We start from the raw sequence: 25,874 nt of genomic DNA, 5'->3' as shown, positions 1-25,874 counted from the left end.
CCACCCCTCGGGCCCGTGGAGCCCGACGCCCCCGCAGCGCATGCGAAGGCCCCACGTCCACACCGACAGGACAAACCAGGGCAACCCGCCGGATCGGATACGGCCGTCAGGCCGCAGACGAATCGAGGCTGACGGGTCGACCCCCAGGTCGATCAGGGCCAGCAGAATCGGGTCTGGCGCCGGCTTCGCGCGACCCAAGCTGCTCGGAGTGCGAACCGTGGCGAAGGGGCAGCCGAGTTGGGCGAGAAGCGGTGCAGCACGGTCCAGAGGTTTAGACGTCACGACTCCCAGCCGCCACTCCGCGGCAACGAGGGCGTGGAGGACCTCCGCGATGCCAGCGAACTGCTGGGCGAGGTGGGACGCGGCTCTGGACGCCGCCTCATATGTCTCGTGGACGAGTTCGGCGTCTCCGACTCCGAGACGGTGCATGATGTCGCTGAATTCGCGCCCCAAGTGGCGCTCGTACGAGGCGAACGGCATGTCGAGGCCATGCGTCTTCTGGACCTCAAGCCACGCAATCTCCATAACAGGCCGCGTGTCCAGCAGCACGCCGTCGAGGTCGAGGAGGAGAGCATGTGACGGGGTGCCGGAAGGGCGTCGCTTCGTCGGTGCAGAGCGGGCCGAAGGCGGGTGCATCGGGCGAGTTGGCACGGTGAGGTCTCCTCGGATGGAGGGAAGGAGGTGGTGGGCAGGCGTGCGAACGTGTCCGTGCAGGTGCTTGGTCACAAATCCCGATGACGCGCGCCAGACAGGAATAGGGCTGCGTGTCTGCCGAGCCACCAGCGTTCCTGCTCGGCCCACCCGTTCTGGAGGTCCTGCACCTGCTCGTCTGTGAAGCCGCGCTGCCACGGCTTCTCATTCGGCTCGCCCCCGCGCTCGGGCCAGACGCGGACGAGGACGTAAAGCTGCCCACCGGGCCGCAGCCAGCGGCGTGCGTCGACCATGAAGCGCTGGTGATCGATGAACGGCAGGACGTTGCGGCAGACGATGAGATCGAGCGAGCCGGGCTGCAGCTGGGCCGGGATCGCGTCTGCGTCGAAGTTGTGGACGCCGTAGCGCAGCCGGCCTTGGGTGCCTTGCCTGCGCGCGGTCTGGATCGCGGCCGGCGAGAAGTCCAGGCCCAGCACGTCGTAGCCCCAGCGGAAGAGCTGCCGGCTGAAGCCGCCGATGCCGCAACCGACATCGAGCACGGACGACCCGGCGGACGGGTTGACGTGCTGGAGGAAGCGGTCGACCTCGGCGTCGGTCAACAGACGGTCTATGGCGCGGCCCTCGCGGTACCAGGTATCCCACTGGGCCGCGCCGAGGTGGTCCACGACCGTCGTCATGCCGCGTCCTGCGGGTCACCAGCGGAACCCGGAGACGCCGCGTTCCCGGGGGCGGGCAGACGGGAGAGGCGGTGGAAGCGGGAGAGGTCGAAGCCGCCACCTCGCACCTCGCCGGCGGGAACGGCGAAGAGATCGATACCGGCCTCGCTGGGCGGTTCCGGGGCGGCCTCCTGGATGGCGAGCAGGGCCTCGCCCTGCTCGCGGTGCGGCAGGACGCGCGGCCCCCGGTCGGTGTGTCCCTCGAACGTCATGATCGTCCCCCTGATCAGGCGGAGTAGTCGGCGATGGCGAGCACGGCGAACACGGCGACGACGAGGAGAACCTGAGCGCTGATTTGTCTCCAGCCCCAGCCCTTCGCATCCATCCACCGCAGCGGACGCCTTCAAGTCGGCGCAGACGGTTCCTCGGGGATCACGAGGTGAACGAACGCCTGGTACCTCTCGCCCAGCTCCTTGATCACGGCGTGGTACTCGTCGTCATCGGAGCTGATGTTGTGCCGGTCGAGGACGATCACGCCGTCCGCGAAGCCGCCCCGGATCAGTCGCTCGACCTCCCCCCAGCCAGGGCGTTTCCAAGGGGGCATGTAGACGCCACGGCCAGCGCCCGAGCCGGGGAAGTACGTCGTGGTCACGGGAACTGCCACGTCGTGGAGCCTTGCTCCTATTGCGTAGCCGCGCTGCTCGGCCTCGGTCTGGAGGGTGTTCCAGTCCTCATCCGGGCTGGCGCCTCTGCCCAGTACCAAGCTGTAAGCCAGCACCCGAAGTTGGCGGTCTCCAGAGTGGCGGTTGCGCCTTTCGGTTGCCTCGCGACGGAACTGCTGACGGAGCCGGATGAGCTGGCCGCTGCGCGACGGACGCTCCAGCGGGGCGGGTCCGCGGTGCCACCTCTGGATCCGAGCGTTGTCAGCGTCCATCCAGTCGCTGGATTCCTGAATCAGGCTGATCCGATGCCCGGAAACGGTGATCACGTTATCCAGGCTTCTGATTCTTTTCATGGTCGCCTTCCCCCAGATCTGGCTCAGCCCTCGCAGGACTCACCCGACGGTCGCAGTGAAGCGTTCGAACCGGCGGGCCGCTATGTCAGCACTGACGTGAATCAAGGCCGCCGCACGGGTCGTTCGGATACCGTGTGATCAGCTCGTACCAACGATGAAAACGGTCCGGGACCCCGGTTGGGAGGCCCTGGATGGAGCCCCGCACGCTGGCTCCTCAGGCCCCATCGAGAGTCAGCCGGTGCCGCTGGCATCAATCGCAGGGCGAACGAAAGTTCACGGCGGAGGAGGAAGCGTGGGGCAGCAGCCGAACGAGCTGACTCCGGATGCCGGCCCATGGCACCGCTGGGGTTACGAGCTACGCCAGTTCCGCGAGGCTCGTCGGCTGTCGCAGCAGGCTCTCGCTCGCAAGGCATTGATCGACCGCTCCCATCTCGGGCGCTTCGAGCGCGCTGAGCGTCCCGTCCCGCGGCACGCGGCCATCGTCCTCGACGAGGTCCTCGATGCCGCTGGTGCATTGGTTCGTTGCTGGGACGGGGCGGAGCGCGAGGCTCCCCAGGACGACTCTGTCCTTGTGTCCAGAGCCGAGACAGCGACTCATGGGGCCAATGCATGGGGCCATGGGGCCAGCGACCTGGGGACCCTGGCCGTGAGGACGCTCGGGCAGGCAGGCTCTCTTGGAGACGACACGGACACGGTCGTCGTCCCCGCCCGAATCCACGGAAGGATCCTCTTCGTGCCCGTGCCCCGTCGTGTTGTTCTTGCCTCCGGGCTCGCCGGCCTGGCTGCGACAGCCATCCCGGCCGCGACGGCGGCGGCTGCCACCGAACTCGCCGCGATGGGGTCTCCCTTCGAGCACTTCGCGCAGCTCCGCCGGGTGATGATCCAGACCGACAACCTCATCGGTCCCCGGCACGTGCTGCCCGCGCTGCAACAACACCTCGTCGCCCTTGCCACAAGACGCCGAGCCGCCCGTGGCACCGACGCCGTCGAGCTCCTCGCCTTGGAGACGCGATACGAAGAGCTGGCAGGCTGGTTCGCCCAGGACATCGGCGACGAACGCACCGCCCACGGTCATACCGCGAAAGCACTCGATGCTTCCCACATCACCGGCGACACTGATCTCACTGCGTACATCCTCGGCCGTAAAGCCCAGCTTGCGGTCGACACCGGACATCCTGCCGACGCCCTCGGCCTCGCCGCCGCCGCCCGACGCACCGCCCGGCCCGGGAGCCGTCTCGAAGTCATCGCCGTTCTGCACGAGGCCCATGCACACGCCGTACTCGGTGAAGGCGGTGAAGCCCATAGGGCTTACGACACCGCGCTCACCCTTCTCGGTCGCGCGGGCGTCGATGGCGTCTGGGGTTCCTGGCTCGATGCGGCGTACATCAGCACCGCCCGGGCCCGCTCCCTCGCTGCACTCGGCGACTATGAGCAGGCCGCAGCCGGCTTTGACAGCGCCATCGCAGTGCTTCCGCCCACATACCGCCGGGACCGCGGTGTCTACCTCGCTCGCGCTGCCCGTGCCCATGCGGGCACAGGCAACATGACCCTGGCTGCCCGAATCGGTGGGCAGGCCGTAGGGATCGCCGCCGAGACCGGTTCCGCACGGATCTTCGGTCAGCTTGACCGGCTCGACCAGGCACTGGCCCCCGCAGCCAGCGAGGACAGCGTCGCCGAGTTCCGAGCCTCGCTCGACCGCATCGTCCTGCATCCTGCCTGACCCACCTGTGCACACCTTCTGGAGATAGCGTGTCTCGCCCGTACGTCCTGCTGTCCGCAGCTGTATCGATCGACGGCCACCTCGACACTCGCCCGGGCGAGGACCGACTCCTGCTGTCCAACAAGGAGGACTTCGAGCGCGTCGACTCCGTACGAGCCGGCGTCGACGCCATCCTCGTCGGCGCCGGAACACTCCGCGCCGACAACCCCCGCCTCCTCGTCAACTCGGGAGAACGCAGGGCGTCCCGGGTCGCCGCCGGTCAGCCGGAGTACCCGCTGAAGGTCACCATCACCGGTACGGGCGATCTCGACCCCGGCTGGCGGTTCTGGCACCACGGCGGGGACAAGCTCGTCCTGGCCGTCGGCGACGCGGCCACCATGAAGGCTCGCGCCAACCTCGGTGACCTGGCCACCGTTCAGGGCGTCCCTGCCAAGGCCGTGTGGCCGGCCGCGCTCGACATCCTCGGCTACGTATACGCCGTCAAGCGGCTCATGGTCGAAGGCGGCGGCACCATCCACACACAACTCCTTGAAGCAGAGCTTGCCGACGAACTCCAGCTCGTCATCGCCCCGCTCCTGGTCGGCCAGCCGGATGCGGTACGGATGCTCGGCCCAGCGGGCTACCCCGGCGGCCCCGCAGCCCGCCTCCGACTTCTGGAGGCCCGCCAGATCGGAGACGTGGTACTCCTGAGGTACGCCCCCAAGGACACCTCGACGGAGCCCCGATGAGCACAAACCCTTCAGCCGGTGCCCCAGGCGCCGGCCGCAAGCCCAACACCGCAGACCGGGACTGGCTCGCCCTCGCCTGCGAGCTAGCCGCCCTCTGCCCGCCTTCGACGACCGCTTTCAGCGTGGGGGCGGTCATCGTCGCGGCCGACGGGACCGAGCTCGCCCGCGGCTACTCCCGCGAGAGCGATCCCCATGACCACGCCGAGGAAGGTGCCCTCGCCAAGCTCTCCGCCGAGGATGCCCGGCTCGCCACCGCCACGATCTACAGCTCCCTGGAACCCTGTGCCAAGCGAGCCTCCCGCCCTCGCTCCTGCGCCCAGCTCATCCGGGACACCGGCCTCCGCCGCGTCGTCACCGCCTGGAGCGAGCCTGACACCTTCGTCGCCGGCGCCGAAGGCACCGAGATCCTCGAAGACGTCGGCGTAACGGTCGTTGAACTGCCTGAGTACGCGAACGCCGCACAGGCCCCCAACCTGCACCTGCTCTGAGCCCTGTGGGAGCGGTGTTCCACCGAGGACATCAGCTCCCGGTGACCCGCACCCGCGGCGCCCGGCACTGCTTCCTCATCAGCTTGGCCAGGAACCGCTTGGCGGGCTTGGCGTCGCGCTTGATGGATCGTCGGCGGTGAGCCAACCGACAGGGACGCCAGCGATTGCCGCGTAGTCGTGAGGCGAAGTGTTCACGGGTTGCGGCAGGTAGAGGATTTCCGTTCCGCCTCCCGCACTGGCGAGATCAGCTCTTGGATTTTCTAGTCGGCAGCAACACTGACCTTTGTGGGATCGGTCTCCGTATCGACTGCGTGTCGATCAGTGATGTGCTTCGGTGCAAGGAGAGCCCACCCGATGACGAACACGGCGACGACGAGGGCGAGAGCGACAAAGATCCTGACAAACGTTGCCTCTGGAATGAATCCATCGGCGCCGGGCGCTAGCGCGTTCAACACAATCGCGACGGGTACCGTCGACCCGACGAACTGGACGATGTTTTGCATGCCAATCGTCGTCGCCATATTGTCCTGACGCCCGGCCGACGCAACGAGTGTGTATGCGGTGGTCAAGCAGCTCAGGATCGTAAGACTATAGAGGAACGTCCACACATAGGCCATCCATACCGCGTCGTGCGCGAACGCGAGGCCGAGGAAGACCACGATCCCAATGGATCCAGAAACGACCAAGACGATCTTCGGACCCAAGTGATTGAGTCCCCATCGCGTCCAAACGTATCCCAGTGCGGCGCCGGGAATCATCGCGAGCAGTACGTATGAAGAGTCGAGGGCAGACAGGCCGTGGCCGAACCCGGAGGACGTCGGGGTTTGCAGCAGTGCCGGCATCGCGATAAACATGCCCTGGCCGACGATACTTATCAGGACGATCCCGGAAAATCCAACGAGGGTCTGACGGAGGTCCATGTTGCGGAACGACACCAGTGGCTCCTGCGTACGTCGCTGCTGAGTAATCCACACAGCCAACACCACCGCGCTCACGACGAATGAGCCGAGCACGATCGGTGAGGTCCAGCCCCGGCCGGGACCTTCGCTGATTCCGATCAGCAGTGCTATGACCCATACCCCGAGTCCGAGTGCACCGAACCAGTCCAGGCGAACGACTGCACGGGCGGCTACGGGTGTCTCAGGTGAGATGAGGGCTAGGAGCAGCAGCACCGCGTACAGAGCGAAACTCACCCAGAAGACGCTTTGCCACGGCAGTCCCAATTTAACAATAAGGCCGCCGATAACGAGTGCGAGCGGTGTGAAGATCGACAACAAAAGCGAGAGTGCCAGCGAGACGAGTCGGATCTGGCGTGCTGTAGCGCGTGGGCGCAGGAGCCCCCAGCTCAGCGGGAGGGCGACAGCAACGCCCAAGAGGAACCGACCCGCCACCAGAGGCCAAAACCCAGTGGCTGTCGCGCCTATGGCGCATCCCATCAGTGCCAGGACGATGAGTACGATGACGACCTTGCGATGTCCGTAAATGTCGCCCATGCGCGCGGTGAGGCCGATGGAGATGGAACTGCCGACCATCATCGCGTTAAGGACCCAGCCAATCTCCGATCCCGACAGCCCTGATTCTGTCGCAATCGTCCCGATCAGCGGAGAGAGGGAGCCCCACTGGATGTCGAGGGTTATGCCGCTGAGTAGAAGTAGTGCAACTATCGATGTGATTCGGCCTGTACGAGCGTCGACCGATCTAGATTGTGTCATTTTTGTCCACCTTTGTTTTGGGTCCGGCAGCCGCTGAGGTCGTTTTTGATTGCAAGTGGCGCGTGATAACACTGAGATCTGCGCTCGGACGGTGTCACGCGCCACTCGTGGAGGAGTGGTTGTTTTCTGCTCCACTCCTCCGTCACTGGATCGGATCACTGCCGCTGTCAGTGCCTCGGCTTCTCTGGTGACTCCCGTTGGGGGGCAACGTTAAGGACGTGCGGCGCCGTGCCTGCATGGAGATGGACGCCAACTAATTAAGAAAGTGCGTCAAAGTGCGTCCTCTTGCCGGTGGGTGGCGCGAGTCCGTTTCAGAAGCGGATCAAGGTGTGTGGTGATCACTTCCTATGGGCTCGGGGAGATCCGATGGGCGCCCAGTGGGCGGTGTCGGAGCAGGGCGCGTGCGTTCTCAGGCTTCGAGATCGAGTAGCTGGAGGGCGTGGTCGGTTCGTGACCGGTAGTGGTCGGTCGCGGCGGCGATGTTCGTCCAGCCGGCTTGGCGGATGAGGCCGATGGCGAGGTTGCGGATGGTCGCCATCGCTCTGGGGGCAGTGCCGGTGCGGACGCGGGAGGCGTCCTCGGTGAAGGTCACGTCTCTGACGTGGTGCAGGGCCTCCACCCGCCAGTGTCCGCGGATCAGTTCGGCGAGCCGCTCTGGGCCGGCCTGCTCGGGAGCGAGGCTGGTAACCGCGTAGATCGTCTTGATGGTCGTCTTGCCGGTCTTGCGGTTCGAGCGGCGGCGCTTGACCTCGATGGCTTGCACGGCGTGCGGGAAGAGGAGCCCGGGGCGGACGGTGCAGACCTTGAGCCGTCGGATCTCGCGTCGACCGTGGCCCTGTTCTCGGGTGCGGTGCTGCAGTGGAACCTTGGGCCAGGGCAGATGCCGCAGTTGTCGGCGGAGGTTCTTCTGGTTGCCCTTGACGACCAGGATGTAGTGCCCGCCCCGGGCGGCGATGTGCTCGGCATGGCCGGTCTGAGTGTGCATCGCGTCCGCAGTGATCACACGGCCGCGCAGATCGAGACGTTCCAACAGCGGGGCGAAGGCGGGGATTTCGTTACTCTTCACGGCGATCTGCCGCTGGGAGAGCACGGCCTGTCCCTTGTGCAGAACAGCGGCCAGGAGGTGGACGGCTGTGTTCTCGCCGGTACGGCTGCCGCGTACGGCCTTGCCGTCGACGGCCACACCCGCCAGCTCCAGGGCTTCTTCGTCGGCCGGATCACTCGCGTGCCGGGCCAGCCAGGCGCCCACAGCGTCATCGAAGGCGTCACCGTCGAGACGGGACAGCAAGCGGCCCAGGGTGGTCGCGCGTGGTGCACGGCGCAGACCGATTTTCGCCCGCACCTCGGGAGAGGCGTCGACGGCATAGCGGGCGATGCCAGCCAGTGTGGTGGCGCCACCGACCACCGCGATCAGGCACAGAGCGAGCAGGGAGCCCAGCCGGTAGCGTCGGCCCCTCACCCGGCGTGGATCAGGAAGCCGGTCCAACACCTTCGACAGTGCGTCGAGTCCGGGCAGCTCGGCAGGCAGGCGCAGCAGGTCGACGTCCTCACGGTGGCGCTGGAGAACGTCGATCAGGGAGCATGGCACGCGAACGCGACCCCTGTTCTTGATCAAAGGCGTAGAGAACCTTGATCATCAAGGGTCGCGTTCGTCGCGTCCAGACCTGGACAAGCGGGCCATCAGGGCACGCCCATGTACGAGTTACTCATCTCACCGCGTGAGAACGCACGCACCCTGGGTGTCGGAGCCGTTGCTGCTGAAGGGCAAGATGCCCGGGTCGACCGTCGGCTCACACAAAGCGGCTGCTGATCGACGGGATACGGTTCCGCACGCGGACCGGCGCCCCGTGGCGGGACCTGCCTCACTCGGCATCACCGCGCCCTGGTCGCTCATGCAGGGCGCTGACACCCTGATGCGCCGTCACCGCACCGACCCGCCGCGCTCGTGAGCAGCCTCACCGGGGCTCGTACAGGATCTCGACGGCCTCGCGGGTGGCGGCTACGCGGAGCTGCCCGCCGGGCGGTTTCCCGCGTTCGCCCGGCACGACCTTCCCGAGCTGGGCTACGAGCGCTCCCGGCGGGAGCCCGACTGGGCGGCGGCCACCCGCGTCGCGGGCCGGCACGACGAGGTCGAACTGCCCCCCTTCCAACTCGGCGGCTGGTACGACACCTTCGGCCAGGGCAAACTCGACAACTTCACGGCCATGCGTCGCGCCGGCCGGTCCGCCACGCTGGTCATGGGCCCGTGGACCCACACCAACCTGGGGCACATGGTCGGTGACGTCAACTTCGGGTTCGGCCCGAACTCCGAATTCATGGGCATGCGGGGCCGCCTGACCGACATGCAGCTCGACTGGTTCCAGAGCACACTCGGCGACGGTGAGGCCCTGGAACCGGACACGGGCCGGGTGCTGCTGTTCGTCATGGGCATCAACCAGTGGCGCGAGGAGACGGAATGGCCTCTGTCGCGGGCGGTGGACACGGACTTCCACCTGCGCGTCGACGGACGCCTGACGCAGGAACCGCCGTCCACCGCCGAGCAGGCCGACGAGTTCACCTACGACCCGATGGATCCGGTGCCCACCACCGGCGGTGCGCTGCTGATTACCGACGACTTCCGTCCCGGGCCGCTCGACCAGTCGGTGGTGGAGGCGCGCGAGGACGTTCTGGTCTTCACCACCGAGCCGCTTGCCGAGGACGTCGAGGTGACCGGCCGCGTCAAGGCGGTGCTCTTCGCGGCCACGGACGGGCCCTCGACCGACTGGGTGGTACGCCTGTGCGACGTCGACGAGACGGTGTCTCCCGCAACGTGACCGACGGCGTCGTGCGGGTGCGTGCCGCGACACCGGGCGAGGCGGCCGAGCACGTCGTGGACCCGTGGTCGACCAGCACTGTCTTCCAGGCGGGACACCGGATACGGGTTCAGGTCACCTCCAGCAACTTCCCGCGCTGGGAGCGCAACCTCAACACGGGCGAACCCGAGGAGAGCGCGACCACGGCCCGAGTGGCCCAGCGGCACGTCTTCCACGACCCCGCCCGGCTGCCCCGCATCGTCCTGCCCGTGGTTCCGGCCTGACAAGAAGCGAGGCCATCCCCGACCACGGCATCGATCCGGGCAGCGCAGCAGCACGCTCACGATCGAGAGAGCGCTCGGCAGGACGAGATCACGCTCGTCTCGACTCCACGGGCGGCCTGCCCCGCCCCCGTCTCACCTGGCGGCTCACCCACCTCCTGGAGCTGCTGGGAATCGCGTCGACTGAGCAGTGGTGCCCCGGCACGCGCTCCGCACTGACGTGCGAGAACCTGTGCGGACCGGGGCGCCGTGGGCCTACTCGGCCAGTCGACCACCATCGACGACGATCTCGCTTTCAGTGATGTAGCTCAACTCATCAGAGGCGAGGAAGAGCACGGCGTAGGAGACCTCGCGCGGGTCAGCGAACCGGCGCAGCGGGACGGTCTCGGCGACAGCGTCGAGCGCGGCCTTGTCGTTCAGCCTCTGGGCCATCGGCGTCATGATCGCGCCGGGTGGACGGAGTTGACGCGGACCCCCTTCGCCCCGTACTCGATGGCGGTGGCCTTCGTCATGCCGCGTACGGCGAACTTGGCCCCCGTGTAGCCGACGTTCGGCGTTCCCGGGAGATGTGCCATGCCCGCGGCGGAGGAGATGTTCACGGTGGAGCCTCTGCCGGCTTCGATCATCCCCGGCAGGACCGCGCGCATGCCGAAGAACACACCGCTTTGGTCGACGGCGACGATGCGGTGGTAGTTGTTGTCGTCGAGGTCGGCCGTCCGCGCGTTCGACCCGGAGAACCCGGCATTGTTCACCAGCACGGTGATCGGACCGAACTTCGCCGTCCCGGCCTCGACGACCGACGTCCAGGACGCGGCGTCAGCGACGTTGTGAGCGAGGAAGTTGTTCCGGAGCGAAGGCCGTCTTTGGCAACACCACGTTGATCACTGAAAGCGGTTACCGCGGTACTGGCCTGCACCGCCGCGAACCCGGACAGGCCGAACCGTCGGCATGGAAAGAGGAGCACAACCGCTCACACCGCAAGGTCCGTGCCCCTGTCGAGCACACCTTCGCCCGTATCAAGAGCTGAAAGATCCTCCGTGACTGCCGCTTGAAGGGAGACGGCGTTCATCACGCCATGCTTGGCACAGCCCGTCTGTACAACCTCGCGCTCGTCGGATAGACCGGCCCGATGCGGCTGTCCCCGATACTTTCCGGGTCGAGTCAGTTGATCATTGTGGGACAGCCTTTAGGCATGGCGATGTCCAGCGTCCTTGTCTCCGTAGCGAGAAGCCTCTCTGAACGCCGTCGGAGGCATTCCCCTCCACCGCTTGAAGGCCATCGTGAAGCTGGCCGGATCCGTGTATCCCAGCTTACGGGATATTTCCGATACAGAGTGCTCTGTATTCGAGAGCAGATCGCAGGCTAGGTCACTCAAAGTCTCGTCTCGCACCCGGGCGAAGTCGTTGCCCGTGAGTTCAAGCTTGCGTTGCAGGGTGCGTGGGGAGACTCGCAGCGTCGCGGACACATTTGCCAATGTGCGGTTGAAATTGGGTGCGGCCCTTATGGCTTTGGCCACAGTGTGGGGCCAGTCGCCAGTCACCCTGAGGGTGTCGATAATTTGGGTATCCGCTTTGATCCATGCTTCGTGCTGGAAGGCGTCACCGAAAGGGAGCTCGCGTGTTGATATTTCGGGGTCCCACCACAGCCGCAGCGTTTCGGAGCCGCAGTCGACGTTGCAGGAGACGCACGTCCAAACCTCGGACGAGACTTCTGCGAGAGGGAATTCGACCTGGGTGAAAGGGAAAGGACCGCCGTACAACCACGCGAGAATTCGGCTGGTGACACAGAGCTCGCGGTAGACGCTGAACGGGATCAACTCATCCGGGACGTCGGGATAGGTGAACTCGATCCCAGTCACCGTGCCATCCGGTGTCCGGAGAGGCTTAGTCTCGAGGAGGGCAGGAGCGTAGTCATTTGCGGTGGCAGCTTTTACCCACGCCGCAATGGTCGGCGCGGTTGCGAGAGCCAATCCGCGAACGCCAAAGGAGCCCAGTGTGTAGGCTCGCGCGGCTCGCACCCAAAGATCGGCGCGATCTCTTGTGAGAGCGACGAACTGAAGCTGGAAGGCCAGCTCCTTCTTTGCAGGAATGGTGCCTCCCGGGCGGTTCACCGCGTCGAGATCAATTTCCGAATTCGCGAGCGCAGTCCGCCAATCGAGATCCGCAGCCTCGAGCAGTCCGCGCAGTGCGTGAACACTGAAGTTCGGCACCCGCAGGTTCTGATACGAGCTTAGCTTCATCGCTGCGCTCTTTCGCCGCCGACGTAGGGAGGTGGTCCAGCGTGTTCGGGAACCACCCGAGGAAGCCGCGTCCACCTGCCGCGGTAGGGAGCTGGCCGGCCAAGGAGTCCCGGCGAAGCCGGTTTGGACGTCGTTCCACCGCATGGCCTGTTCGCCCGGGTGCCCCGAGAAACGGTCGCAGAACGCATCTCACTCCTCTTCGTTGAGCTGATGGGGTGCCGCTCCGGAAGCGCGGCGGTGGCTGGAGCACCGCCAAGCAGCTGAAGAGACGCCAATAGCTTGGCATCTTGCGCCACCAATGGACAAGAGGATGCACTTTGGCGTGTTTTCCTGTGTTGATGGCGTCTCTTACCATGATGGCACGGTCCTGCCGACTCTTAGCGTCATGCGTCAACGGAGGTCGGCGGAGAAGCCGACGCACCCGCCACTTAGGAGAAAACCAATGACGCACAATGTCACACCGCGTGATTTCATCGCCGATCACACAGTCGAACGTTCTCAGCGGCCCATGATAGGTGGCCCGAACAATTTCAAAGTAGCGATTTTCGGCGCGAATGTGACGACCGGCCAGGGCGGTCTCAACCTCGCCGAGAACACAATCAAGCTCGGCAACTGGGGAGAGTCGAGTGGTGTCGCCGGCATCGAGCTCGTGTCCGACGCCGAGGCGATCGGGCGCCTGAACGCCGCTGTCCGTGACAGGCTCGACGACGATTTCGTGATCGTCGCCCGCACCAACGGCTACGGTGCCAACGGCTACGGTGCCGCCGGTGGCGGCGTCGACGAGGCGATCCGTCGTGCGCAGCTCTACAAGGCCTGAGACCGGCGCGACGTGATCTTCTTCGACGGCATGCACACGTGGGAGCAGGCCGAACTCGCGCTGAAGGAGACGCCCGGACCTGCATACGCCGTCAGCGTGGGGACGATCGGCCGTAAGACCGTCGCCGAGATGACCGCACTGAGGCAGGCGACCAGCCTGTTCCGTTCGTTCTGCCGGGCATCCACAAGCGATGGCGACTGCTGGCCGACGCCAAGGAGTCGGGCGAGGCCACGCCTTGCGCCGAGTACCTCGACCGCATGGGTGCCGACGCCGGCACCACTTACGACGTTGGCTGGGGCGCCCTGTTCGGGCTCCCGGCGACCGGCTACGTGCGCGAGAAGAAAGAGAAGTACCTTCCCCAGAATGCCCAGCGCGACTACGACAACAACGCCCACATCGCAGAGCACTACTGATGACGCGGCTCGTGAACCGATGTGGCCCCTGACCCCACCGAGGAGGATCCCAATGCGGCAGACAACTCGGCAGGGCCCGGCCAGGCGCCTGACAGCGAGCCGGCCGTTCGCAATCGAAAGCGTTCAGGCACCGGACCAGGTTGTCAGCGGCGTCGTCCAACACGGCGATGCCCGCGGACGACTGCTTGGTTTTCCCACCGCCAACCTCACCATGGCGACGAGCGCTCGCCTCGACGGTGTCTGGTCCGCCGTAGTGGTCACGGAGGATGACGGCCGGCACTGGCCGGCCGCGGTCTCCATCGGACGGAGAACCACCTTCTACGGCCGCCACGGCCAACGACTCCTCGAAGCCCATCTCCTCGACGTGGAGATCGAACTGTACGAGCGGGAAATATCGGTCCATCTCGTGAACCGACTCCGCCCGCAACGCCGGTTTCGTGACGTCGAGGACCTTGTGGGGCAGCTGGCGAGAGACATTGAGGATGTCCGCAACTGGGCGACGTCGATCTCGCTCGAAGCGGGCGCGCGATGACCCGGCCTCGGCCGCCTCGGTGGGCAGTTCTGCGCGTTGTGGCCGCCGCGGAGGCGCAGCGTCGCGCCGGGCGCGCACGGATCGACGTCGGCCTGCTCGCACAGCGAGTCGGACTCAGCCGAAGCATGACGTCCGCTTGCCTCTTCGCGGCAGATTCAGCGCGCTCCACACCGGTGTTCCCGCATCGTGCGGTCGGCGTGTCGAAGCCGAGCTGACGACCCTTTTCAGGTCGGGTGCGGGATCGGGAACGGTGTGAAGGAGTGTAGCGGCGGGCGCGTATTGAGTCGTGATCAATCGGCGGTCCGGGTGAGGTCTTTGATCCAGATCATTGAGGCCCGTAGGTGCAGGCCGGCGAGGTAGCTGTCTGGGGTCTTGTCGTATCGGGTGGCGATGCCTCGCCAGGCCTTGAGCTTGTTGATCAGGCGCTCGACGGTGTTCCGTTCCTTGTAGAGGTCGGTGTCGTGGCTGAGCGGCCGACCGCCCCCGGAGCCCTTCTTCTTCCGGTTGGCGGCCTGGTCCTTCTTCTCCGGGATGACTGCCTTGATGCCGCGTCTGCGCAGGTGGGCCCGGTTGCCGCGGGACGAGTAGGCCTTGTCCCCGGCGACCGCGTCCGGCCGGGTGCGGGGGCGGCCGACGGGGCCGCGGACCCGTATCTTCCCCAGCACCGGGATGAACTGCGGGCTCTCCGCGGCCTGGCCCGCGGTCAGCACGAACGCCAGCGGGCGGCACTTACGGTCGGCGGCCAGGTGGACCTTGCTGGTCTGCCCGCCCCGGGAGCGTCCGAGGATAGCGGGCTTCAGCCGGAGTCTGCACCGGCGCCGGATGCGTCGTCGCTCTTCCCGCTCGGGGTCGGCTTCGGCGCCCTGCCCGGTTCGTCCTTCGAGGCCGCCCCCTTTGACCTGGCCTTCTCCTCCCGGGCGGCGGCCTTCTCCAGCGCGGTGATGACGTCCTGGTCCAGGTGCATCCCGGCGGCGTCGTGGTGAGCGCGCGCGGTGGTGGAGTCGATGCTCACCAGGGACAGGTCCACCTCACCCCGCTTCGCGGCTTCCGCGATCAGGCCCTCCAGCAGGGCCTCGAAGACGCCCGCGTCGCGCCACTGCCGGAAGCGGTTATAAACGGTCGACCATGCGCCGAACTCCTTCGGCATCTCCCGCCACTGCCCGCCGGTCCTGAACCGCCAGATCACCCCCTCGAACTGCTGCCGCAGCCGCTCGGGGTACGGGCCGTACTCGCCGATCGGCAGATACGGCCCGATGAACTCCCACTCTTTGTCCGTCAGTTGCACACGGGTCATGGAAGAAGATCTACCGGTCCAGGCCCCGCCGCGAGAGCGAATCCCGCAGATTGATCACGACCCGATACGCGCCCTAGCAGGCGGGGATCGGCAATGGGTGTGTTGGCTGAACTAGAAGATCAAGCCAAGGTGGCCGAGCGCACCTTCTGACAGCTCCCACGGACGCTCCTGGGAGCACGGACGCTGCACGGGGCATGGCATCCAGCACCGTTCGCGCCCTCAGCCCGACGTGCGGCGGGACGGTCCGACGGCGCCAGGGCCGGCGACCGCCGCGTCCCTGGTGGCCAGCGACCCCGACACGCCAACCCCGGGCAGGGCTGCTCCACCGAAAAATCTGACCGCTTGCCGCCGACAACACCGCCAGCTCTCACAATGCGGACGGCTCGGTGAGCGTCGACCACGTACGACGACTCGAGCGAGCAACTAGCGGTTCGACAAGTCAACGGCCTGTCGCGCCGCACAGATCAGTGGTTACCAGGCGCTCATGCCGAGCGGCTCGGCTCACACAACAGGCAGCAATCATGCAGGAGGACTCATCATGGCAAGGCTTCAGGGCAAGGTCGCTCTCATCACGGGGGGGCGCGGCAGACATGGGGCCGAGCACGCCCGCCTATTCATCGACGAAGGCGCGAAGGTCATCCTCACAGACATCGCCGAGGAGGCAGGCTCCGGTCCTTGAGAAGCTTGCGGAAGAAGCGCCTGGCTGCGGCCGTGTCGCGGCGGTCCTGGACGAGGATGCCGAGGACGCCTCCGTCCTGGTCGACCGCGCGCCACAAGTACCGCGTCTTCCCGTTGCCTTGATGAACACCTCATCCCGATGCCATTTGTCGCTGGGACGCGGCTGCCGGCGGCGCAACTGCATGGCGTGGGGGGCCGAACGCAGTGCTCCAGGCCGGGACCGTCTCGCAGGGAAACGTCTGATGGCAGGCCGCGCCGGCGTTCCGCTTCTCCGTCACCGAGTCGCCCTGACCGCCCACCTCCGCCGCCGCTGCGCGGACCCTGCCGACCATGACACCGAGATGATCTCCTTGCCAGAGCCACTCAGAGACGAGCACGCGGACAGGTGGCGCGTTTTCCCGCTCTTATGGCGCTCTTGACCGTGCCGATATGACCCCGGACAGCACTTACCGTCGTGCCTCAAGAGAGACCAGGTGTGGCCGTCGGCCCCGTCTTCCCTGCCAGGCCGCACCACGACGAAGTGGAGAGAACGATGACTGCTGTCGCACCCCCTAAGAGGAAGCTCGACCACACCGTCGAGCGCGACAAGCGCCCTATCCTCGACGGCCCGAACAAGTTCAAGGTCGCGATCTTCGGCGCGAACGTCTCCACCGGTCAGGGTGGCCTGAGCTTCGCCGACGACATGATCAAGCTCGACGGCTGGGGCGAGATCAAGGGCCTCGCGCAGAAGGCCGACCGCTACGGCGTCGACGCGTTCGTCCCGATCGCCCGCTGGCAGGGCCTGTCCGGCCCGGACCGCCCCTGGGGCCGCCAGTTCGAGACGTTCACCTGGGCGGCCGGCCTGGCCGAGGCCACGGAGAACATCGGCATCTTCACCACCTGCCACGTGCCGTTCTTCCACCCGCTGATGGCCGCCAAGATGGCCTCCACAGTCGACCACATCAGCGGTGGCCGCTTCGGCCTGAACGCGACTGCCGGGTACTTCGAGCCGGAGTTCCGGATGTTCGGCGTGGACCTGCCCCCGCACGACGAGCGCTACGAGGTCGCCGAGGAGTGGATGACCATCGTCGAGCGCCTGTGGAAGACCGAGGGCGCCGACTACGAGTTCGACTTCCAGGGCAAGTACTACAACCTGGAGGGCGCGCAGTCCTACCCCCAACCGGTCCAGACTCCCGGCCCTTTGGTGATGAGCGCGGGCGCCAGCCCGGCCGGCCAGCAGTTCGCGTTCAACCACGCCAACATCCTCTTCGCGCAGATCCCGAACGTGGACGCCGCGAAGCCGATCGTGAGCAAGCTGCGCGCCAACGCCGACGCGGCCGGCCGCGAGGACCTGGCCCTGTGGGCGGGCGTCCACATCGTGTGCAAGGACACCGAGAAGGAAGCCTGGGACTACGTCCGTTACGTCGAGGACAAGGGCGACTGGGAGAGCGCCGTGCGCTACCAGCAGATCTGCATGACGGGCGACGCCCGCAGCATGGACTGGGATGTCTACAAGCAGAGCAACGACCCCCGCCAGGACGAGTCCGTCCGCATCTTCCTGCGCGCCGGCCTGACCCCGCTGGTCGGCACCCCCGAGATGATCGCCGAGGGCCTGCAGAAGCTCTACGACGCCGGCATCACGGGCATCTGCACCGGGATGGTCGATTACGACGAGGGCCTGGACCGCATGGACCAGCAGATCTTCCCCCTGATGCAGGAGATCGGCCTGCGCGCCTGACACCCCACCCTGGCCGGGCGCCGAGGCGCCCGGCCGGTCCCCCCCTTCCCCGTCCTTCGCAAAGGAGCGCAGAGACATGAGCACGTTCCCCGACCCCAAGAAGTTCCGCCTGGTCGTCGCCGGCCGGAACGAGGCGGGCGAGGCAGACTTCCTCGACCCGAGCCCTGCCGCCGAGTTCGACTTCCCCGGTGTGTCCGCCGGCGCCTTCTACTGGGCCGTCGAGGGCGGCCACAGCAAGACCTCCTTCGGGGCACCGCCCACCAAGGTCTCCCTGGCCGGGCCGAACGGGTCCACGTTCGGCGTCAGCAGCTTCCCGGCGCACTCGTCGGGCGAGGTCGACGCCTCGACCCTCGACGAGAGCATGTCCGCGACCGAGGACGACGGCGACGCCGGGATGCACGCCAGCGACACCATCGACTACGAGGTCGTCATCTCCGGCAAGGTCGACCTGGTGCTCCCGGGCGGCAAGAAGCGCACCCTCGTGCCCGGCGACCTGCTCGTCATGGCCGGCGTGCCCCACGCCTGGAAGAACCCTTACGACGAGGACTGCGTCTACATCGTCGTCACCGTCGGCTTCAACACCGCCGAGGGGGCCGCAGCGTGAGCCTGACCTCTCCCGGCAAGGCGCTGCGCGCGGTCTTCGAGAGCGAGAAGACCGAGCTGCTGCCGCTCGGCTCGGTCCCGATCCACGCCCAGATGGCGCAGCACGCGGGTTTCGGCGCGTTCCAGCTCTCCGGCGGGGTGTCGGCTTGGTGGCAGGGCATCTCCGACGTCGGCTGGCTCACCATGACCGAGGTCGTCGACCTCGCGCGCCGCACGGCGCGCGCTGCCGACATCCCGATCTACTGCGACGGCGACACCGGCTACGGTGCGCCCCTCAACGTGCAGCGCACGGTGCTCGAGTTCATCGACGCCGGTGTCGCGGGCATCCACATCGAGGACCAGCGCGAGCCGAAGAAGTCGGGCGGTGTCGCCGGCGTGGAGCTCGTCTCCGACGTCGAGGCGATCGGTCGGCTGAACGCCGCGTGCGACGCGCGTGACAAGCTCGACGAGGACTTCGTCATCGTCGCGCGCACCGACGGGTACGGAGCGGCCGGCGGCGGCCTCGAGGACGCGATCCGCCGCGCGCAGCTCTACAAGGCCGAGACCGGCGCCGACGTCATCTTCTACGAGGGCTTCCACACGTGGGAGCAGGCCGAGATCGCCCTCAAGGAGACGCCTGGCCCCGCGTACGTCGTCGGTGTCCCGATGATCGGGACCAGGACGGTTGCCGAGATGACGGCGATGGGGCAGGCGGTGCAGTCGCTGCCAGTCTTCCTGCCCGGGGTCCGCGAGGTCTACCACTTCATGGTCGACGCCATCGAGAGCGGCGAGGCGACGGGCTTCCCCGAGTACCTCCAGAAGGTGAACGGTGACGCCGGGACGAAGTACGACATCGGCTGGGGCGCCATGTTCGGCCGCCCCTCCTCCGAGGAGGTGCGTCGCATCGAGGAGAAGTACCTCCCGGAGGACGCGCAGCGCGACTACGAGAGCAGCGCGCACGCAGGAGAGACGTACTGACGACCCACCCCGTGGCCTGCCGGGGCCGCACCGGCTCCGGCAGGCCACGGATCGCTCGGCCGGGACCCCTGCCCCCGGCCGGGCGGACCCTGGCGCCCCCGCGTGGTCGCATCCGATCTGACAAGGGAGTCTGATTCGTGGCGAGTTCGATGAGTGGCAAGGCCGGTCTGGTGACCGGCGCAGGGTCTGGGATCGGGCAGGCGGCCGCGGTCGCCCTGGCCCGGGCCCGGGCCTTTGTGATGGTCTCGGACATCGACGAGACGGCCGGTACCGAGACGGTCAGGAAGATCGAGGAGGAGGGCGGCACCGCGGCGTTCCTGCGCTGCGACGTCAGCGACGAGGCACAGGTCGAGGCGCTCGTCGACGCGACGGTGTCCACCTTCGGGAAGCTGGACTTCGCGTTCAACAACGCGGGCACCAACGGTGTCTTCGCGCCGATCGGCGACATGGACAGCGCGGTCTGGGACCGCGTGATGAAGATCAGCCTCTACAGCGTCTTCTACTGCCTGAAGCACGAGGTGCGCGCGATGGAGGAGAACGGGGGCGGGTCGATCGTCAACACCGCCTCCGGCGCCGGGCTGATCGGCATCGCCTACAACGCGCCCTACACCGCAGCTAAGTTCGGCGTGGTCGGCATGACCCGGAACGTCGCCATGGACTACGCGCCCAAGGGCATCCGGGTCAACGCACTCGCCCCCGGATCCACGGCCACCCCAATGATGATGAACGCCTTCGAGCAGAACCCCGGCGAGGAGTTCAGGAACAGCATCCTGGCTGGCATCCCGATGGGAGTGCTGGCCGAGCCGGAGGACCAGGCCCACGCCGTCGTGTGGCTCTGCTCCGACCAGGCGCGGATGGTCACGGGCGTGACGCTGCCGGTCGACGGCGGCTACCTCGCGGGCAAGTAGACGGCCCACCGCGGGGCCGCAGGAGCGGCCCCACACAGACACAGCAGAACTTCTCAGGAGGAGCGCGGACATGACTGCACAGAACCTCGACTTCGGCGGCCGCGTCGCGATCGTCACCGGCGCAGGCCAGGGCATGGGTCGCACGCACGCCAAGATGCTCGCCTCGCGCGGCGCGCGCGTCGTCGTGAACGACCTCAAGGCGGACAACGCCGCCTCGGCCGTTGCCGAGATCATCGCTGACGGCGGTACCGCCGTGGTCGACACCAACAACGTCGTCACCGGCGCGGAGGCCATCGTGCAGACCGCGATCGACGCGTGGGGCCAGCTCGATGTCGTCGTGAACAACGCGGGCATCAACGCGTTCGGCACGTTCTGGGAGATGGACCGCGACACGTGGTGGCGCGTCTTCGACGTCACGGTCAAGGGCGTCGTCGAGGTGTCGCGCGCCGCGATGCCGCATCTCATCGCCTCGGGCACGGGTCGCCTGATCAACATCTCCTCGAACGGCCTCATGGGTGTGCCGCTCGACTCGGCCTACTCCGCGGCCAAGGCCGCGGTGTGGGGCCTGAGCATCGGTCTCGCGGCCGAGGCGCGCGAGGTCGGCGTGCAGGTCACGACGCTCATGCCCGTGGCCTGGACACCGATGACGCAGGACGCGTTCCCGAACCCCATCGTGCAGGAGGCCATGAAGGAGAACGTCCCGCCGGAGGCAGTGTCGGCCTTCGTGACCTACCTCGCCCACCAGGACACCACGACGTACGCCGACACCTTCGAGATCGCGGGTGTCGCGGCGGGCCGTGTGGCCATCGCGGGCATGAAGCGCGTCGATGCTGCGGCGGCCACGCCCGAGGCGTGGGTCGAGCAGACCGAGGCCCTGACGAAGGACGGCGAAATGCGCGTGTTCCACAACGCGAGCGAGTCGTTCCGCGACCAGATGGTGCACCTCGCTCCCGAGCTGGACTCGGTGCTGCCCGAGGACGCCGCGAACGTGGAGAGGGTGTGAGTCCGGTGACCGTCATAGAGCAGGAGGTCAGGTCGGTGAGCAAGGTGCGCGAGATCGTCGGGGACCCTCGAGCCGTGCGCGACGCGTTCGCACAGTTCCCGTCGGGCGTGGCCGTGCTCGCGGCCGACGTCGACGGCGAGAAGCACGCGCTCGTGGCGTCCTCGTTCATGGTCGGCGTCTCCCTGGAGCCGTGCCTCGGCGCGGTCGCGGTGCAGAAGTCGTCCGAGACCTGGGACCGGATCAAGGAGGCGGGCACGCTCGGCGTCTCCGTCTTCGGCAAGGGGCAGGGCGACCTGACTCGCAAGCTGGCCGGCAAGGACCGTGCGGCACGCTTCGACGAGGTCCCGATAGAGGTCGGGGCCGGAGGTGCCGTCTTCCTCGAGGACGCGGCGCTGTGGTTCGAGTGCTCGATCCACGACGTGACCGAGGCTGGTGACCACTGGATGGTGCTGCTCGAGTTCAACAAGCTCGGGGTCGGCGAGAACGAGCCCCTGGTGTGGCACGGCGCGCGGTTCCGCGAGCTCGTCGCGCACGAACAGGCCGCGTGACGCCCACACCCTGACGGTACGGAGCGGGACCAGCAGCAGTCCCGTCCGCACACCCCGACGACCGTGCGACGGCGCACGGCAGACAGAAGGAGGAGAACCATGGGCATCCTGGACGGCAAGGTCGCCATCATCACCGGCGGTGCGAAGGGAATGGGCGAGGCCCACGTCAGGAAGTTCGTCGAGGAGGGCGCGAGGGTTGTCGTCGCCGACCTGGACGTCGCGAGCGGCAAAAAGCTCGCGGACGAGTTGGGCGGTGACGCCCTCTTCGTCGAGCTCGACGTCACCGACCCGAGCAGCTGGGCGGAGGCGGTCCAGGAGACGAAGGCGGTGTTCGGCACCGTCGACGTCCTGGTCAACAACGCCGGGATCGCCGGCCCGATCGTCGGTCTCCTGGAGGTCAGTGAGGACCTCTACCGCAGCATCATGGACATCAACCTGGCCGGGACCTTCTTCGGCATGCAAGCGGTGCTGCCCACCATGGTCGAGAACGGCAAGGGCTCCATCGTCAACATCTCGTCCCTGGCCGGCATGCGCTACGACACGACGGTGAACCCTGCGTACTCCGCGTCCAAGTTCGCCATCCGGGGCTTCACCAAGCAGGCGGCCTTCGAGTTCGGCAAGCACGACATCCGGGTCAACGCCGTCATGCCGGGCGCCATCATGACGCCCCTGACCCGGGCGTCGTTGTCGGACGAGGCGATCGCATCCGTGTCGAAGCACATCCCGGCGAAGCGGTTCGCGGACGCAAGCGAGGTTTCCGAAGCCGTCGTCTTCCTCGCCTCCGACAAGGCCAGCTACATCAACGGCGTCGACCTCGTGGTCGACGGCGGCAAGGGTGCGATCAACCAGGACATCCTCGGGTCCGAGTAGGGCGGCCCCGAGGGCCGCTCGGCCAGACGATCGACGACGCAGCCCGGAGCCACGGGTCCCCTCCGCGGCTCCGCATTCGGTGAGGATCGCGAGGTGCGCCATGATGCGGTCGCGGGTCGCGGGAGCCTTGTCCTTGTCGGCCGCGGCGAGGGCCTGGCCGAGCTGCTCCAAGTCGAGCTCGGTGCAGTAGGCAGGGTTCGAGCCCGAGGACCAGGCCGACGCCGCGGTCTGGCTGTGCTCGGACATGGCGCGCATGGCCACCGGCGTGACCCTCGCCGTCGACGGCGGGTACGTGGCCGGCAAGTAAGGTCAGCCCGCCCCGCCCGCGGCGAGGCACGCACGATGCCGGCCCCGCAACCCAAGCCAGGAGGTGGCGGGGCCGACGTCACGGCCTGGGTACTCGACCGTGTGGTGAGGACCCTGTGCCAGTGTCCGGGCAAGACCTACTTCATGTCGGTGACGGGGTAGCCAACCTCCATGACGGTGGGGATGGCCCACCGCTGCTCCGCCCAGCCCTTGCTCGGCTCGGAGGCGTAGAACGGGCGGGTCTTCAACGACTTGTACTTCCACTTGCCGTCAACCTTGACGTACTTGTCGTAGTAGTGCCCGCACATCACCAGCGCCTTTCCGTTGGAAGCGAGGATCGCCTCTGTCCGGACATCACGACGCTAGGGGACCTGGTGACCCGGGACCGGGTCGAGGCGATCTCACCGAGGTCCTGTCCGGCCCCGACCGGTTCGCGGGAGACCGCATAGATCTTCCGCGAGGTCGCCCTCCGCGACGAGTTCCCGCCGTTCCTGACCAACGCCGCCTACGACCGGTTCCTGGCCCGCTGATGCAGGGTGCGGAACCCGGTGGTCGCCCCGCGGCCCGAGAGGCTCCTCGCTCTCGGGCCGTGGGGCCGCGCCCGTTCCCACGGGGACCTCTTGGGGAGCGACGACAATCATTTTCTGAAAAATGATCGCATTGCGAAACTGACACCCATATTGTGAGCGTAACGGAATTGCGGGGTGCGCCGGCCGCCCCCGCAGCTTCCCCCTCATCGCGCGAACACGAAGGAGTGCTCATGGACCTCACCGGCAAGGTCGCCGTCGTCACCGGGTCGGGCTGCGGGCTCGGCCTGGCCTATGCCACCGAGCTCGCACGGCTCGGCGCGGCCGTCGTCGTCAACGACGTCGACGAGCAGGTCACCGCCGACGCCGCCGCAGGCATCCGCGCGGCCGGTGGCGCCGCCAGCCACCTCGCCGCGCCGGTCGGTCCCACCGCCACCGCCGAGGCCCTCGTGGCGCACGCCGTGGAGACCTACGGCCACCTCGACGTCATGGTCTGCAACGCCGGGATCCTGCGCGACAAGGTGCTGTGGAAGATGACCGACGCCGACTTCGACGCCGTCATCGACGTTCACCTGCGCGGCACCTTCACCTGCGTGCGCGCCGCCGCGATCCAGATGAAGGCCCAGGACACCGGCGGGCGCATCATCACCGTCGGCTCCTCCACCGGACAGCAGGGCAACTTCGGCCAGGGCAACTACGCCGCCGCCAAGGCCGGCATCGTCGGCATGGTCCGCACGTGGGCCATGGAGCTTGCCCGCGACAAGATCACCGTCAACGCCATCACCCCGATCGCCGCCACCGCCATGACCGCCACGGTGCCCGGCCTGGAGGAGCTCGTCGCGGCGGCCGCCGCGGGGGAACCGCTGCCGTCCTTCGCCCGCCGCCTGCTGGGCTTCGGCACCCCCCAGGACGTCGCCGGGGTCGTCGGGTTCCTCGCCTCCGACGAGGCCGCCGACGTCACCGGCCAGGCCGTCAACATTGGCGGGGACCGCCTCGGCATCTGGTCCCACCCCCACGAGCTCACCACGGGCTTCAACACCGGAGGCTGGACCGCCGAGCAGATCGCCGAGGACTGGAACAGCCTCCTCGCACCCTGGCACCAGCCGGTCGGTTCGACCCTCGTGCTCCCGGAGATGAAGAAGCCTGCCGCTCCCGTCGCAGAGAAGAACAACGCATGAGCACCCGCACCATCACCACCATGGACGAGCTCCCCGGCCTGGTCGGCCAGCAGCTCGGGCAGTCCGACTGGCTCACCATCGACCAGGAGCGCATCAACAGGTTCGCGGACGTCACCGAGGACCACCAGTGGATCCACGTCGACGTCGAGCGCGCGAAGGCCGGGCCGTTCGGCGGCACGCTCGCCCACGGCATGCTCACGCAGTCCCTCGCCGTGGGCCTGTCCACCGACCTGCTGCAGGTCACCGACGCCGCGAGCGCCGTCAACTACGGCACGAACAAGGTCCGCTTCCCCAGCCCCGTGCTGGGCGGCTCCCGTGTCCGTCTGACGATGCCCCTGCTCGACGTCACCCCGATCCCGGGCGGCGTGCAGGCTGTCACCTCCTACGTGATGGAGGTCGAGGGCTCGGAGAAGCCGGCGCTCGTCGCCGAGCAGGTCATCCGCTACTACCGCGCCCCGGAGGAGCCCGCTCCGCCCGACGACGCCCTGCAGGCCGCCGACACCGCGGCGTGAACGACAGCGCCGAACTTTTTGGCGTGCAATCTCGTGGGGATGTCGTCTCTTCGCAACACGGTCCCCGGCGGCCTCCTCATACCGTTGTTCCTGGCGAGGGTCAGCAGCGACGCGGCCCTCGACTTCACAGGAGGACGAGGCATCCGATGTCTTTGACCGATGCTCAGCTGATGGAGCTGTGGGACAAGCAGGCTCTCCACGACAACCTGATGATGTACGTCCGCGGTGCCGACCGCCACGACCACAACCTCATCCTGTCGACCTACTGGCCCGACTCCTGGGACGACCACGGAGCGTACGTCGGTGACGGACCGGGCTGGGCAGATGCCGCTCTCGCCTGGGAGAACCAGGTCCTCAGCTGCAACCACCACGTCACGAACGTCCTGTCCGAGATCGACGGCAACCGCGCCAAGCGCGAGTCGATGTTCATCTGCGTCGTGCCGTTCAAGGAGACCGGCGTGACGATGTACCAGGCGGGCCGCTACCGCGACCTGTGCGAGAAGCGCGACGGAGAGTGGAAGATCCTCCACCGCACCTGCGTCTGGGACTGGATCGACGTGAGGGAGACCAACACCGACTGGGGCATCGTGGGCGTCCCCCGGGTCTCGCACTGGGGTTCCTGGCGCGAGGACGACCCGGTCTACAAGGACTGGATCAAGAGCGCCCCCACCGAGTTCACTCGGTGAGCGCGCCCCGCCGTGCCTGATCACGCGGAGGCGCGGCGACGGG

25 protein-coding genes and 7 pseudogenes are annotated in these 25,874 nt (G+C 67.3%); 20 read left to right on the top strand and 12 right to left on the bottom strand.

Annotated features, from left to right (window positions below):
• The 4 genes from AB0I23_RS30645 to AB0I23_RS30630 all read right to left on the bottom strand — a co-directional run.
• Positions 1-525, bottom strand: a 525-nt coding sequence (locus AB0I23_RS30645) for an HAD family hydrolase (protein WP_359114141.1), incomplete at its 3' end; no start/stop codon positions are given.
• Positions 526-722: 197 nt separating this feature from the next.
• Positions 723-1,328, bottom strand: a complete 606-nt coding sequence (locus tag AB0I23_RS30640; RefSeq protein WP_359114138.1) for a class I SAM-dependent methyltransferase — start codon at positions 1,326-1,328, stop codon at positions 723-725.
• A complete protein-coding gene (locus tag AB0I23_RS30635) occupies positions 1,325-1,579 on the bottom strand; it encodes a hypothetical protein (RefSeq protein WP_359114136.1) in 255 nt (84 codons plus the stop codon). Before AB0I23_RS30635 ends, AB0I23_RS30640 begins: the two co-directional genes overlap by 4 nt.
• 131 nt (positions 1,580-1,710) lie before the next feature.
• Entirely contained in the window at positions 1,711-2,295 is a 585-nt protein-coding gene (locus AB0I23_RS30630; protein WP_359114134.1) for a hypothetical protein, read from the bottom strand.
• 319 nt (positions 2,296-2,614) lie between these two features.
• Between AB0I23_RS30630 and AB0I23_RS30625 the strand changes: the two genes are divergently transcribed.
• Both AB0I23_RS30625 and AB0I23_RS30620 read left to right on the top strand, forming a co-directional pair.
• Positions 2,615-4,042 (top strand): helix-turn-helix domain-containing protein, encoded by a 1,428-nt coding sequence (locus AB0I23_RS30625; RefSeq protein WP_359114133.1) that lies wholly within the window; start codon positions 2,615-2,617, stop codon positions 4,040-4,042.
• 29 nt (positions 4,043-4,071) lie between these two features.
• Positions 4,072-5,258, top strand: a pseudogene (locus tag AB0I23_RS30620) (dihydrofolate reductase family protein).
• 260 nt (positions 5,259-5,518) lie between these two features.
• On the opposite strand, the gene AB0I23_RS30615 reads toward AB0I23_RS30620, so the two are convergent.
• Together AB0I23_RS30615 and AB0I23_RS30610 are read right to left on the bottom strand one after the other, a co-directional pair.
• Entirely contained in the window at positions 5,519-6,970 is a 1,452-nt protein-coding gene (locus tag AB0I23_RS30615; RefSeq protein WP_359114131.1) for an MFS transporter, read from the bottom strand.
• 409 nt (positions 6,971-7,379) lie between these two features.
• A complete protein-coding gene (locus AB0I23_RS30610; RefSeq protein WP_359114129.1) occupies positions 7,380-8,558 on the bottom strand; it encodes an ISAs1 family transposase in 1,179 nt (392 codons plus the stop codon).
• Positions 8,559-8,773: 215 nt separating this feature from the next.
• On the opposite strand from AB0I23_RS30610, the gene AB0I23_RS30605 reads away from it, so the two are divergent.
• Positions 8,774-8,884: a hypothetical protein gene (locus tag AB0I23_RS30605; RefSeq protein ID WP_359114140.1), complete on the top strand. Its 111-nt coding sequence runs from the start codon at positions 8,774-8,776 to the stop codon at positions 8,882-8,884.
• A 41-nt stretch (positions 8,885-8,925) separates the two neighbouring features.
• Here AB0I23_RS30605 and AB0I23_RS30600 read toward each other — a convergent pair whose 3' ends face one another.
• Positions 8,926-9,093 (bottom strand): hypothetical protein, encoded by a 168-nt coding sequence (locus AB0I23_RS30600; protein ID WP_359114127.1) that lies wholly within the window; start codon positions 9,091-9,093, stop codon positions 8,926-8,928.
• On the opposite strand from AB0I23_RS30600, the pseudogene AB0I23_RS30595 reads away from it, so the two are divergent.
• Positions 9,028-10,046 (top strand): annotated as a pseudogene (locus AB0I23_RS30595) (CocE/NonD family hydrolase). The gene AB0I23_RS30600 and the pseudogene AB0I23_RS30595 overlap by 66 nt on opposite strands.
• A 252-nt stretch (positions 10,047-10,298) precedes the next feature.
• On the opposite strand, the pseudogene AB0I23_RS30590 reads toward AB0I23_RS30595, so the two are convergent.
• Positions 10,299-10,831, bottom strand: a pseudogene (locus tag AB0I23_RS30590) (SDR family NAD(P)-dependent oxidoreductase); the annotation flags it as partial.
• A 5-nt stretch (positions 10,832-10,836) separates the two neighbouring features.
• Between AB0I23_RS30590 and AB0I23_RS30585 the strand changes: the two are divergent.
• Positions 10,837-11,163: pseudogene (locus AB0I23_RS30585) on the top strand (transposase); the annotation flags it as partial.
• Positions 11,164-11,229: 66 nt separating this feature from the next.
• Here AB0I23_RS30585 and AB0I23_RS30580 read toward each other — a convergent pair.
• The gene (locus AB0I23_RS30580; RefSeq protein ID WP_359114125.1) at positions 11,230-12,282 is read right to left on the bottom strand and encodes an AraC family transcriptional regulator; all 1,053 of its coding nucleotides are present in this window, start codon (positions 12,280-12,282) and stop codon (positions 11,230-11,232) included.
• 442 nt (positions 12,283-12,724) lie between these two features.
• Here AB0I23_RS30580 and AB0I23_RS30575 point away from each other — a divergent pair, with 442 nt between their 5' ends.
• The 3 genes from AB0I23_RS30575 (at position 12,725) to AB0I23_RS30565 (ending at position 14,044) form a co-directional block, all read left to right on the top strand.
• On the top strand, positions 12,725-13,099 hold the full coding sequence (locus tag AB0I23_RS30575; protein ID WP_359114124.1) for a hypothetical protein: 375 nt from the start codon (positions 12,725-12,727) through the stop codon (positions 13,097-13,099).
• Between the two features lie 257 nt (positions 13,100-13,356).
• Positions 13,357-13,512, top strand: a complete 156-nt coding sequence (locus AB0I23_RS30570) for a hypothetical protein (RefSeq protein ID WP_359114122.1) — start codon at positions 13,357-13,359, stop codon at positions 13,510-13,512.
• Positions 13,513-13,564: 52 nt separating this feature from the next.
• Positions 13,565-14,044 (top strand): riboflavin kinase, encoded by a 480-nt coding sequence (locus AB0I23_RS30565; protein WP_359114121.1) that lies wholly within the window; start codon positions 13,565-13,567, stop codon positions 14,042-14,044.
• A gap of 290 nt (positions 14,045-14,334) precedes the next feature.
• Here the strand turns inward: AB0I23_RS30565 and AB0I23_RS30560 are convergent.
• Positions 14,335-15,338, bottom strand: a pseudogene (locus AB0I23_RS30560) (IS5 family transposase).
• A 538-nt stretch (positions 15,339-15,876) separates the two neighbouring features.
• Here AB0I23_RS30560 and AB0I23_RS30555 point away from each other — a divergent pair.
• On the top strand, positions 15,877-16,017 hold the full coding sequence (locus AB0I23_RS30555) for a hypothetical protein (protein ID WP_359114119.1): 141 nt from the start codon (positions 15,877-15,879) through the stop codon (positions 16,015-16,017).
• On the opposite strand, the pseudogene AB0I23_RS30550 reads toward AB0I23_RS30555, so the two are convergent.
• Positions 15,992-16,243: pseudogene (locus tag AB0I23_RS30550) on the bottom strand (DDE-type integrase/transposase/recombinase); the annotation flags it as partial. The gene AB0I23_RS30555 and the pseudogene AB0I23_RS30550 overlap by 26 nt on opposite strands.
• Positions 16,244-16,548: 305 nt before the next feature.
• Between AB0I23_RS30550 and AB0I23_RS30545 the strand changes: the two are divergent.
• From AB0I23_RS30545 to AB0I23_RS30510, 8 genes and pseudogenes are all read left to right on the top strand, one after another.
• On the top strand, positions 16,549-17,733 hold the full coding sequence (locus tag AB0I23_RS30545) for an LLM class flavin-dependent oxidoreductase (protein WP_359114118.1): 1,185 nt from the start codon (positions 16,549-16,551) through the stop codon (positions 17,731-17,733).
• Between the two features lie 76 nt (positions 17,734-17,809).
• On the top strand, positions 17,810-18,337 hold the full coding sequence (locus AB0I23_RS30540) for a cupin domain-containing protein (protein ID WP_359114116.1): 528 nt from the start codon (positions 17,810-17,812) through the stop codon (positions 18,335-18,337).
• Complete coding sequence (locus AB0I23_RS30535; protein WP_359114114.1) at positions 18,334-19,293, top strand: isocitrate lyase/PEP mutase family protein; 960 nt, start codon at positions 18,334-18,336, stop codon at positions 19,291-19,293. Before AB0I23_RS30540 ends, AB0I23_RS30535 begins: the two co-directional genes overlap by 4 nt.
• Before the next feature lie 137 nt (positions 19,294-19,430).
• Positions 19,431-20,201: an SDR family NAD(P)-dependent oxidoreductase gene (locus AB0I23_RS30530; protein ID WP_359114112.1), complete on the top strand. Its 771-nt coding sequence runs from the start codon at positions 19,431-19,433 to the stop codon at positions 20,199-20,201.
• Between the two features lie 70 nt (positions 20,202-20,271).
• On the top strand, positions 20,272-21,204 hold the full coding sequence (locus AB0I23_RS30525; protein WP_359114110.1) for an SDR family NAD(P)-dependent oxidoreductase: 933 nt from the start codon (positions 20,272-20,274) through the stop codon (positions 21,202-21,204).
• A 5-nt stretch (positions 21,205-21,209) separates the two neighbouring features.
• Positions 21,210-21,752, top strand: coding sequence for a flavin reductase family protein (locus AB0I23_RS30520; protein WP_359114108.1), 543 nt, complete (start codon positions 21,210-21,212; stop codon positions 21,750-21,752).
• A gap of 99 nt (positions 21,753-21,851) precedes the next feature.
• Complete coding sequence (locus tag AB0I23_RS30515; RefSeq protein WP_359114107.1) at positions 21,852-22,622, top strand: SDR family NAD(P)-dependent oxidoreductase; 771 nt, start codon at positions 21,852-21,854, stop codon at positions 22,620-22,622.
• A gap of 211 nt (positions 22,623-22,833) precedes the next feature.
• A pseudogene (locus AB0I23_RS30510) lies at positions 22,834-22,929 on the top strand (SDR family oxidoreductase); the annotation flags it as partial.
• 136 nt (positions 22,930-23,065) lie between these two features.
• On the opposite strand, the gene AB0I23_RS30505 reads toward AB0I23_RS30510, so the two are convergent.
• On the bottom strand, positions 23,066-23,236 hold the full coding sequence (locus AB0I23_RS30505) for a hypothetical protein (RefSeq protein WP_359114105.1): 171 nt from the start codon (positions 23,234-23,236) through the stop codon (positions 23,066-23,068).
• A 452-nt stretch (positions 23,237-23,688) separates the two neighbouring features.
• On the opposite strand from AB0I23_RS30505, the gene AB0I23_RS30500 reads away from it, so the two are divergent.
• From AB0I23_RS30500 to AB0I23_RS30490, 3 genes are all read left to right on the top strand, one after another.
• Positions 23,689-24,633 (top strand): SDR family oxidoreductase, encoded by a 945-nt coding sequence (locus AB0I23_RS30500; RefSeq protein WP_359114104.1) that lies wholly within the window; start codon positions 23,689-23,691, stop codon positions 24,631-24,633.
• On the top strand, positions 24,630-25,145 hold the full coding sequence (locus AB0I23_RS30495; RefSeq protein ID WP_359114102.1) for a MaoC family dehydratase: 516 nt from the start codon (positions 24,630-24,632) through the stop codon (positions 25,143-25,145). The genes AB0I23_RS30500 and AB0I23_RS30495 overlap by 4 nt, the downstream gene beginning before the upstream one ends.
• A 146-nt stretch (positions 25,146-25,291) precedes the next feature.
• Entirely contained in the window at positions 25,292-25,831 is a 540-nt protein-coding gene (locus AB0I23_RS30490; RefSeq protein WP_359114100.1) for a nuclear transport factor 2 family protein, read from the top strand.
• The last annotated feature ends 43 nt before the right edge of the window (positions 25,832-25,874 follow it).

Origin of the sequence: Streptomyces atratus (assembly GCF_040655115.1) — a bacterium.
In the GTDB taxonomy this organism is placed as follows: domain Bacteria; phylum Actinomycetota; class Actinomycetes; order Streptomycetales; family Streptomycetaceae; genus Streptomyces; species Streptomyces atratus_D.
Note: the sequence above shows the minus strand (reverse complement) of the source record. Positions and strands in the feature narration are given on the sequence as shown.

Coding starts and splice junctions, on each gene's coding strand:
- AB0I23_RS30640 (WP_359114138.1), bottom strand. CDS start 1,328: ATGACGACGGTCGTGGACCACCTCGGCGCGGCCCAGTGGGATACCTGG.
- AB0I23_RS30490 (WP_359114100.1), top strand. CDS start 25,292: ATGTCTTTGACCGATGCTCAGCTGATGGAGCTGTGGGACAAGCAGGCT.
- AB0I23_RS30570 (WP_359114122.1), top strand. CDS start 13,357: ATGGGTGCCGACGCCGGCACCACTTACGACGTTGGCTGGGGCGCCCTG.
- AB0I23_RS30500 (WP_359114104.1), top strand. CDS start 23,689: ATGGACCTCACCGGCAAGGTCGCCGTCGTCACCGGGTCGGGCTGCGGG.
- AB0I23_RS30525 (WP_359114110.1), top strand. CDS start 20,272: ATGACTGCACAGAACCTCGACTTCGGCGGCCGCGTCGCGATCGTCACC.
- AB0I23_RS30505 (WP_359114105.1), bottom strand. CDS start 23,236: ATGTGCGGGCACTACTACGACAAGTACGTCAAGGTTGACGGCAAGTGG.
- AB0I23_RS30540 (WP_359114116.1), top strand. CDS start 17,810: ATGAGCACGTTCCCCGACCCCAAGAAGTTCCGCCTGGTCGTCGCCGGC.
- AB0I23_RS30545 (WP_359114118.1), top strand. CDS start 16,549: ATGACTGCTGTCGCACCCCCTAAGAGGAAGCTCGACCACACCGTCGAG.
- AB0I23_RS30555 (WP_359114119.1), top strand. CDS start 15,877: ATGGCAAGGCTTCAGGGCAAGGTCGCTCTCATCACGGGGGGGCGCGGC.
- AB0I23_RS30565 (WP_359114121.1), top strand. CDS start 13,565: ATGCGGCAGACAACTCGGCAGGGCCCGGCCAGGCGCCTGACAGCGAGC.
- AB0I23_RS30615 (WP_359114131.1), bottom strand. CDS start 6,970: ATGACACAATCTAGATCGGTCGACGCTCGTACAGGCCGAATCACATCG.
- AB0I23_RS30635 (WP_359114136.1), bottom strand. CDS start 1,579: ATGACGTTCGAGGGACACACCGACCGGGGGCCGCGCGTCCTGCCGCAC.
- AB0I23_RS30575 (WP_359114124.1), top strand. CDS start 12,725: ATGACGCACAATGTCACACCGCGTGATTTCATCGCCGATCACACAGTC.
- AB0I23_RS30495 (WP_359114102.1), top strand. CDS start 24,630: ATGAGCACCCGCACCATCACCACCATGGACGAGCTCCCCGGCCTGGTC.
- AB0I23_RS30515 (WP_359114107.1), top strand. CDS start 21,852: ATGGGCATCCTGGACGGCAAGGTCGCCATCATCACCGGCGGTGCGAAG.
- AB0I23_RS30580 (WP_359114125.1), bottom strand. CDS start 12,282: ATGAAGCTAAGCTCGTATCAGAACCTGCGGGTGCCGAACTTCAGTGTT.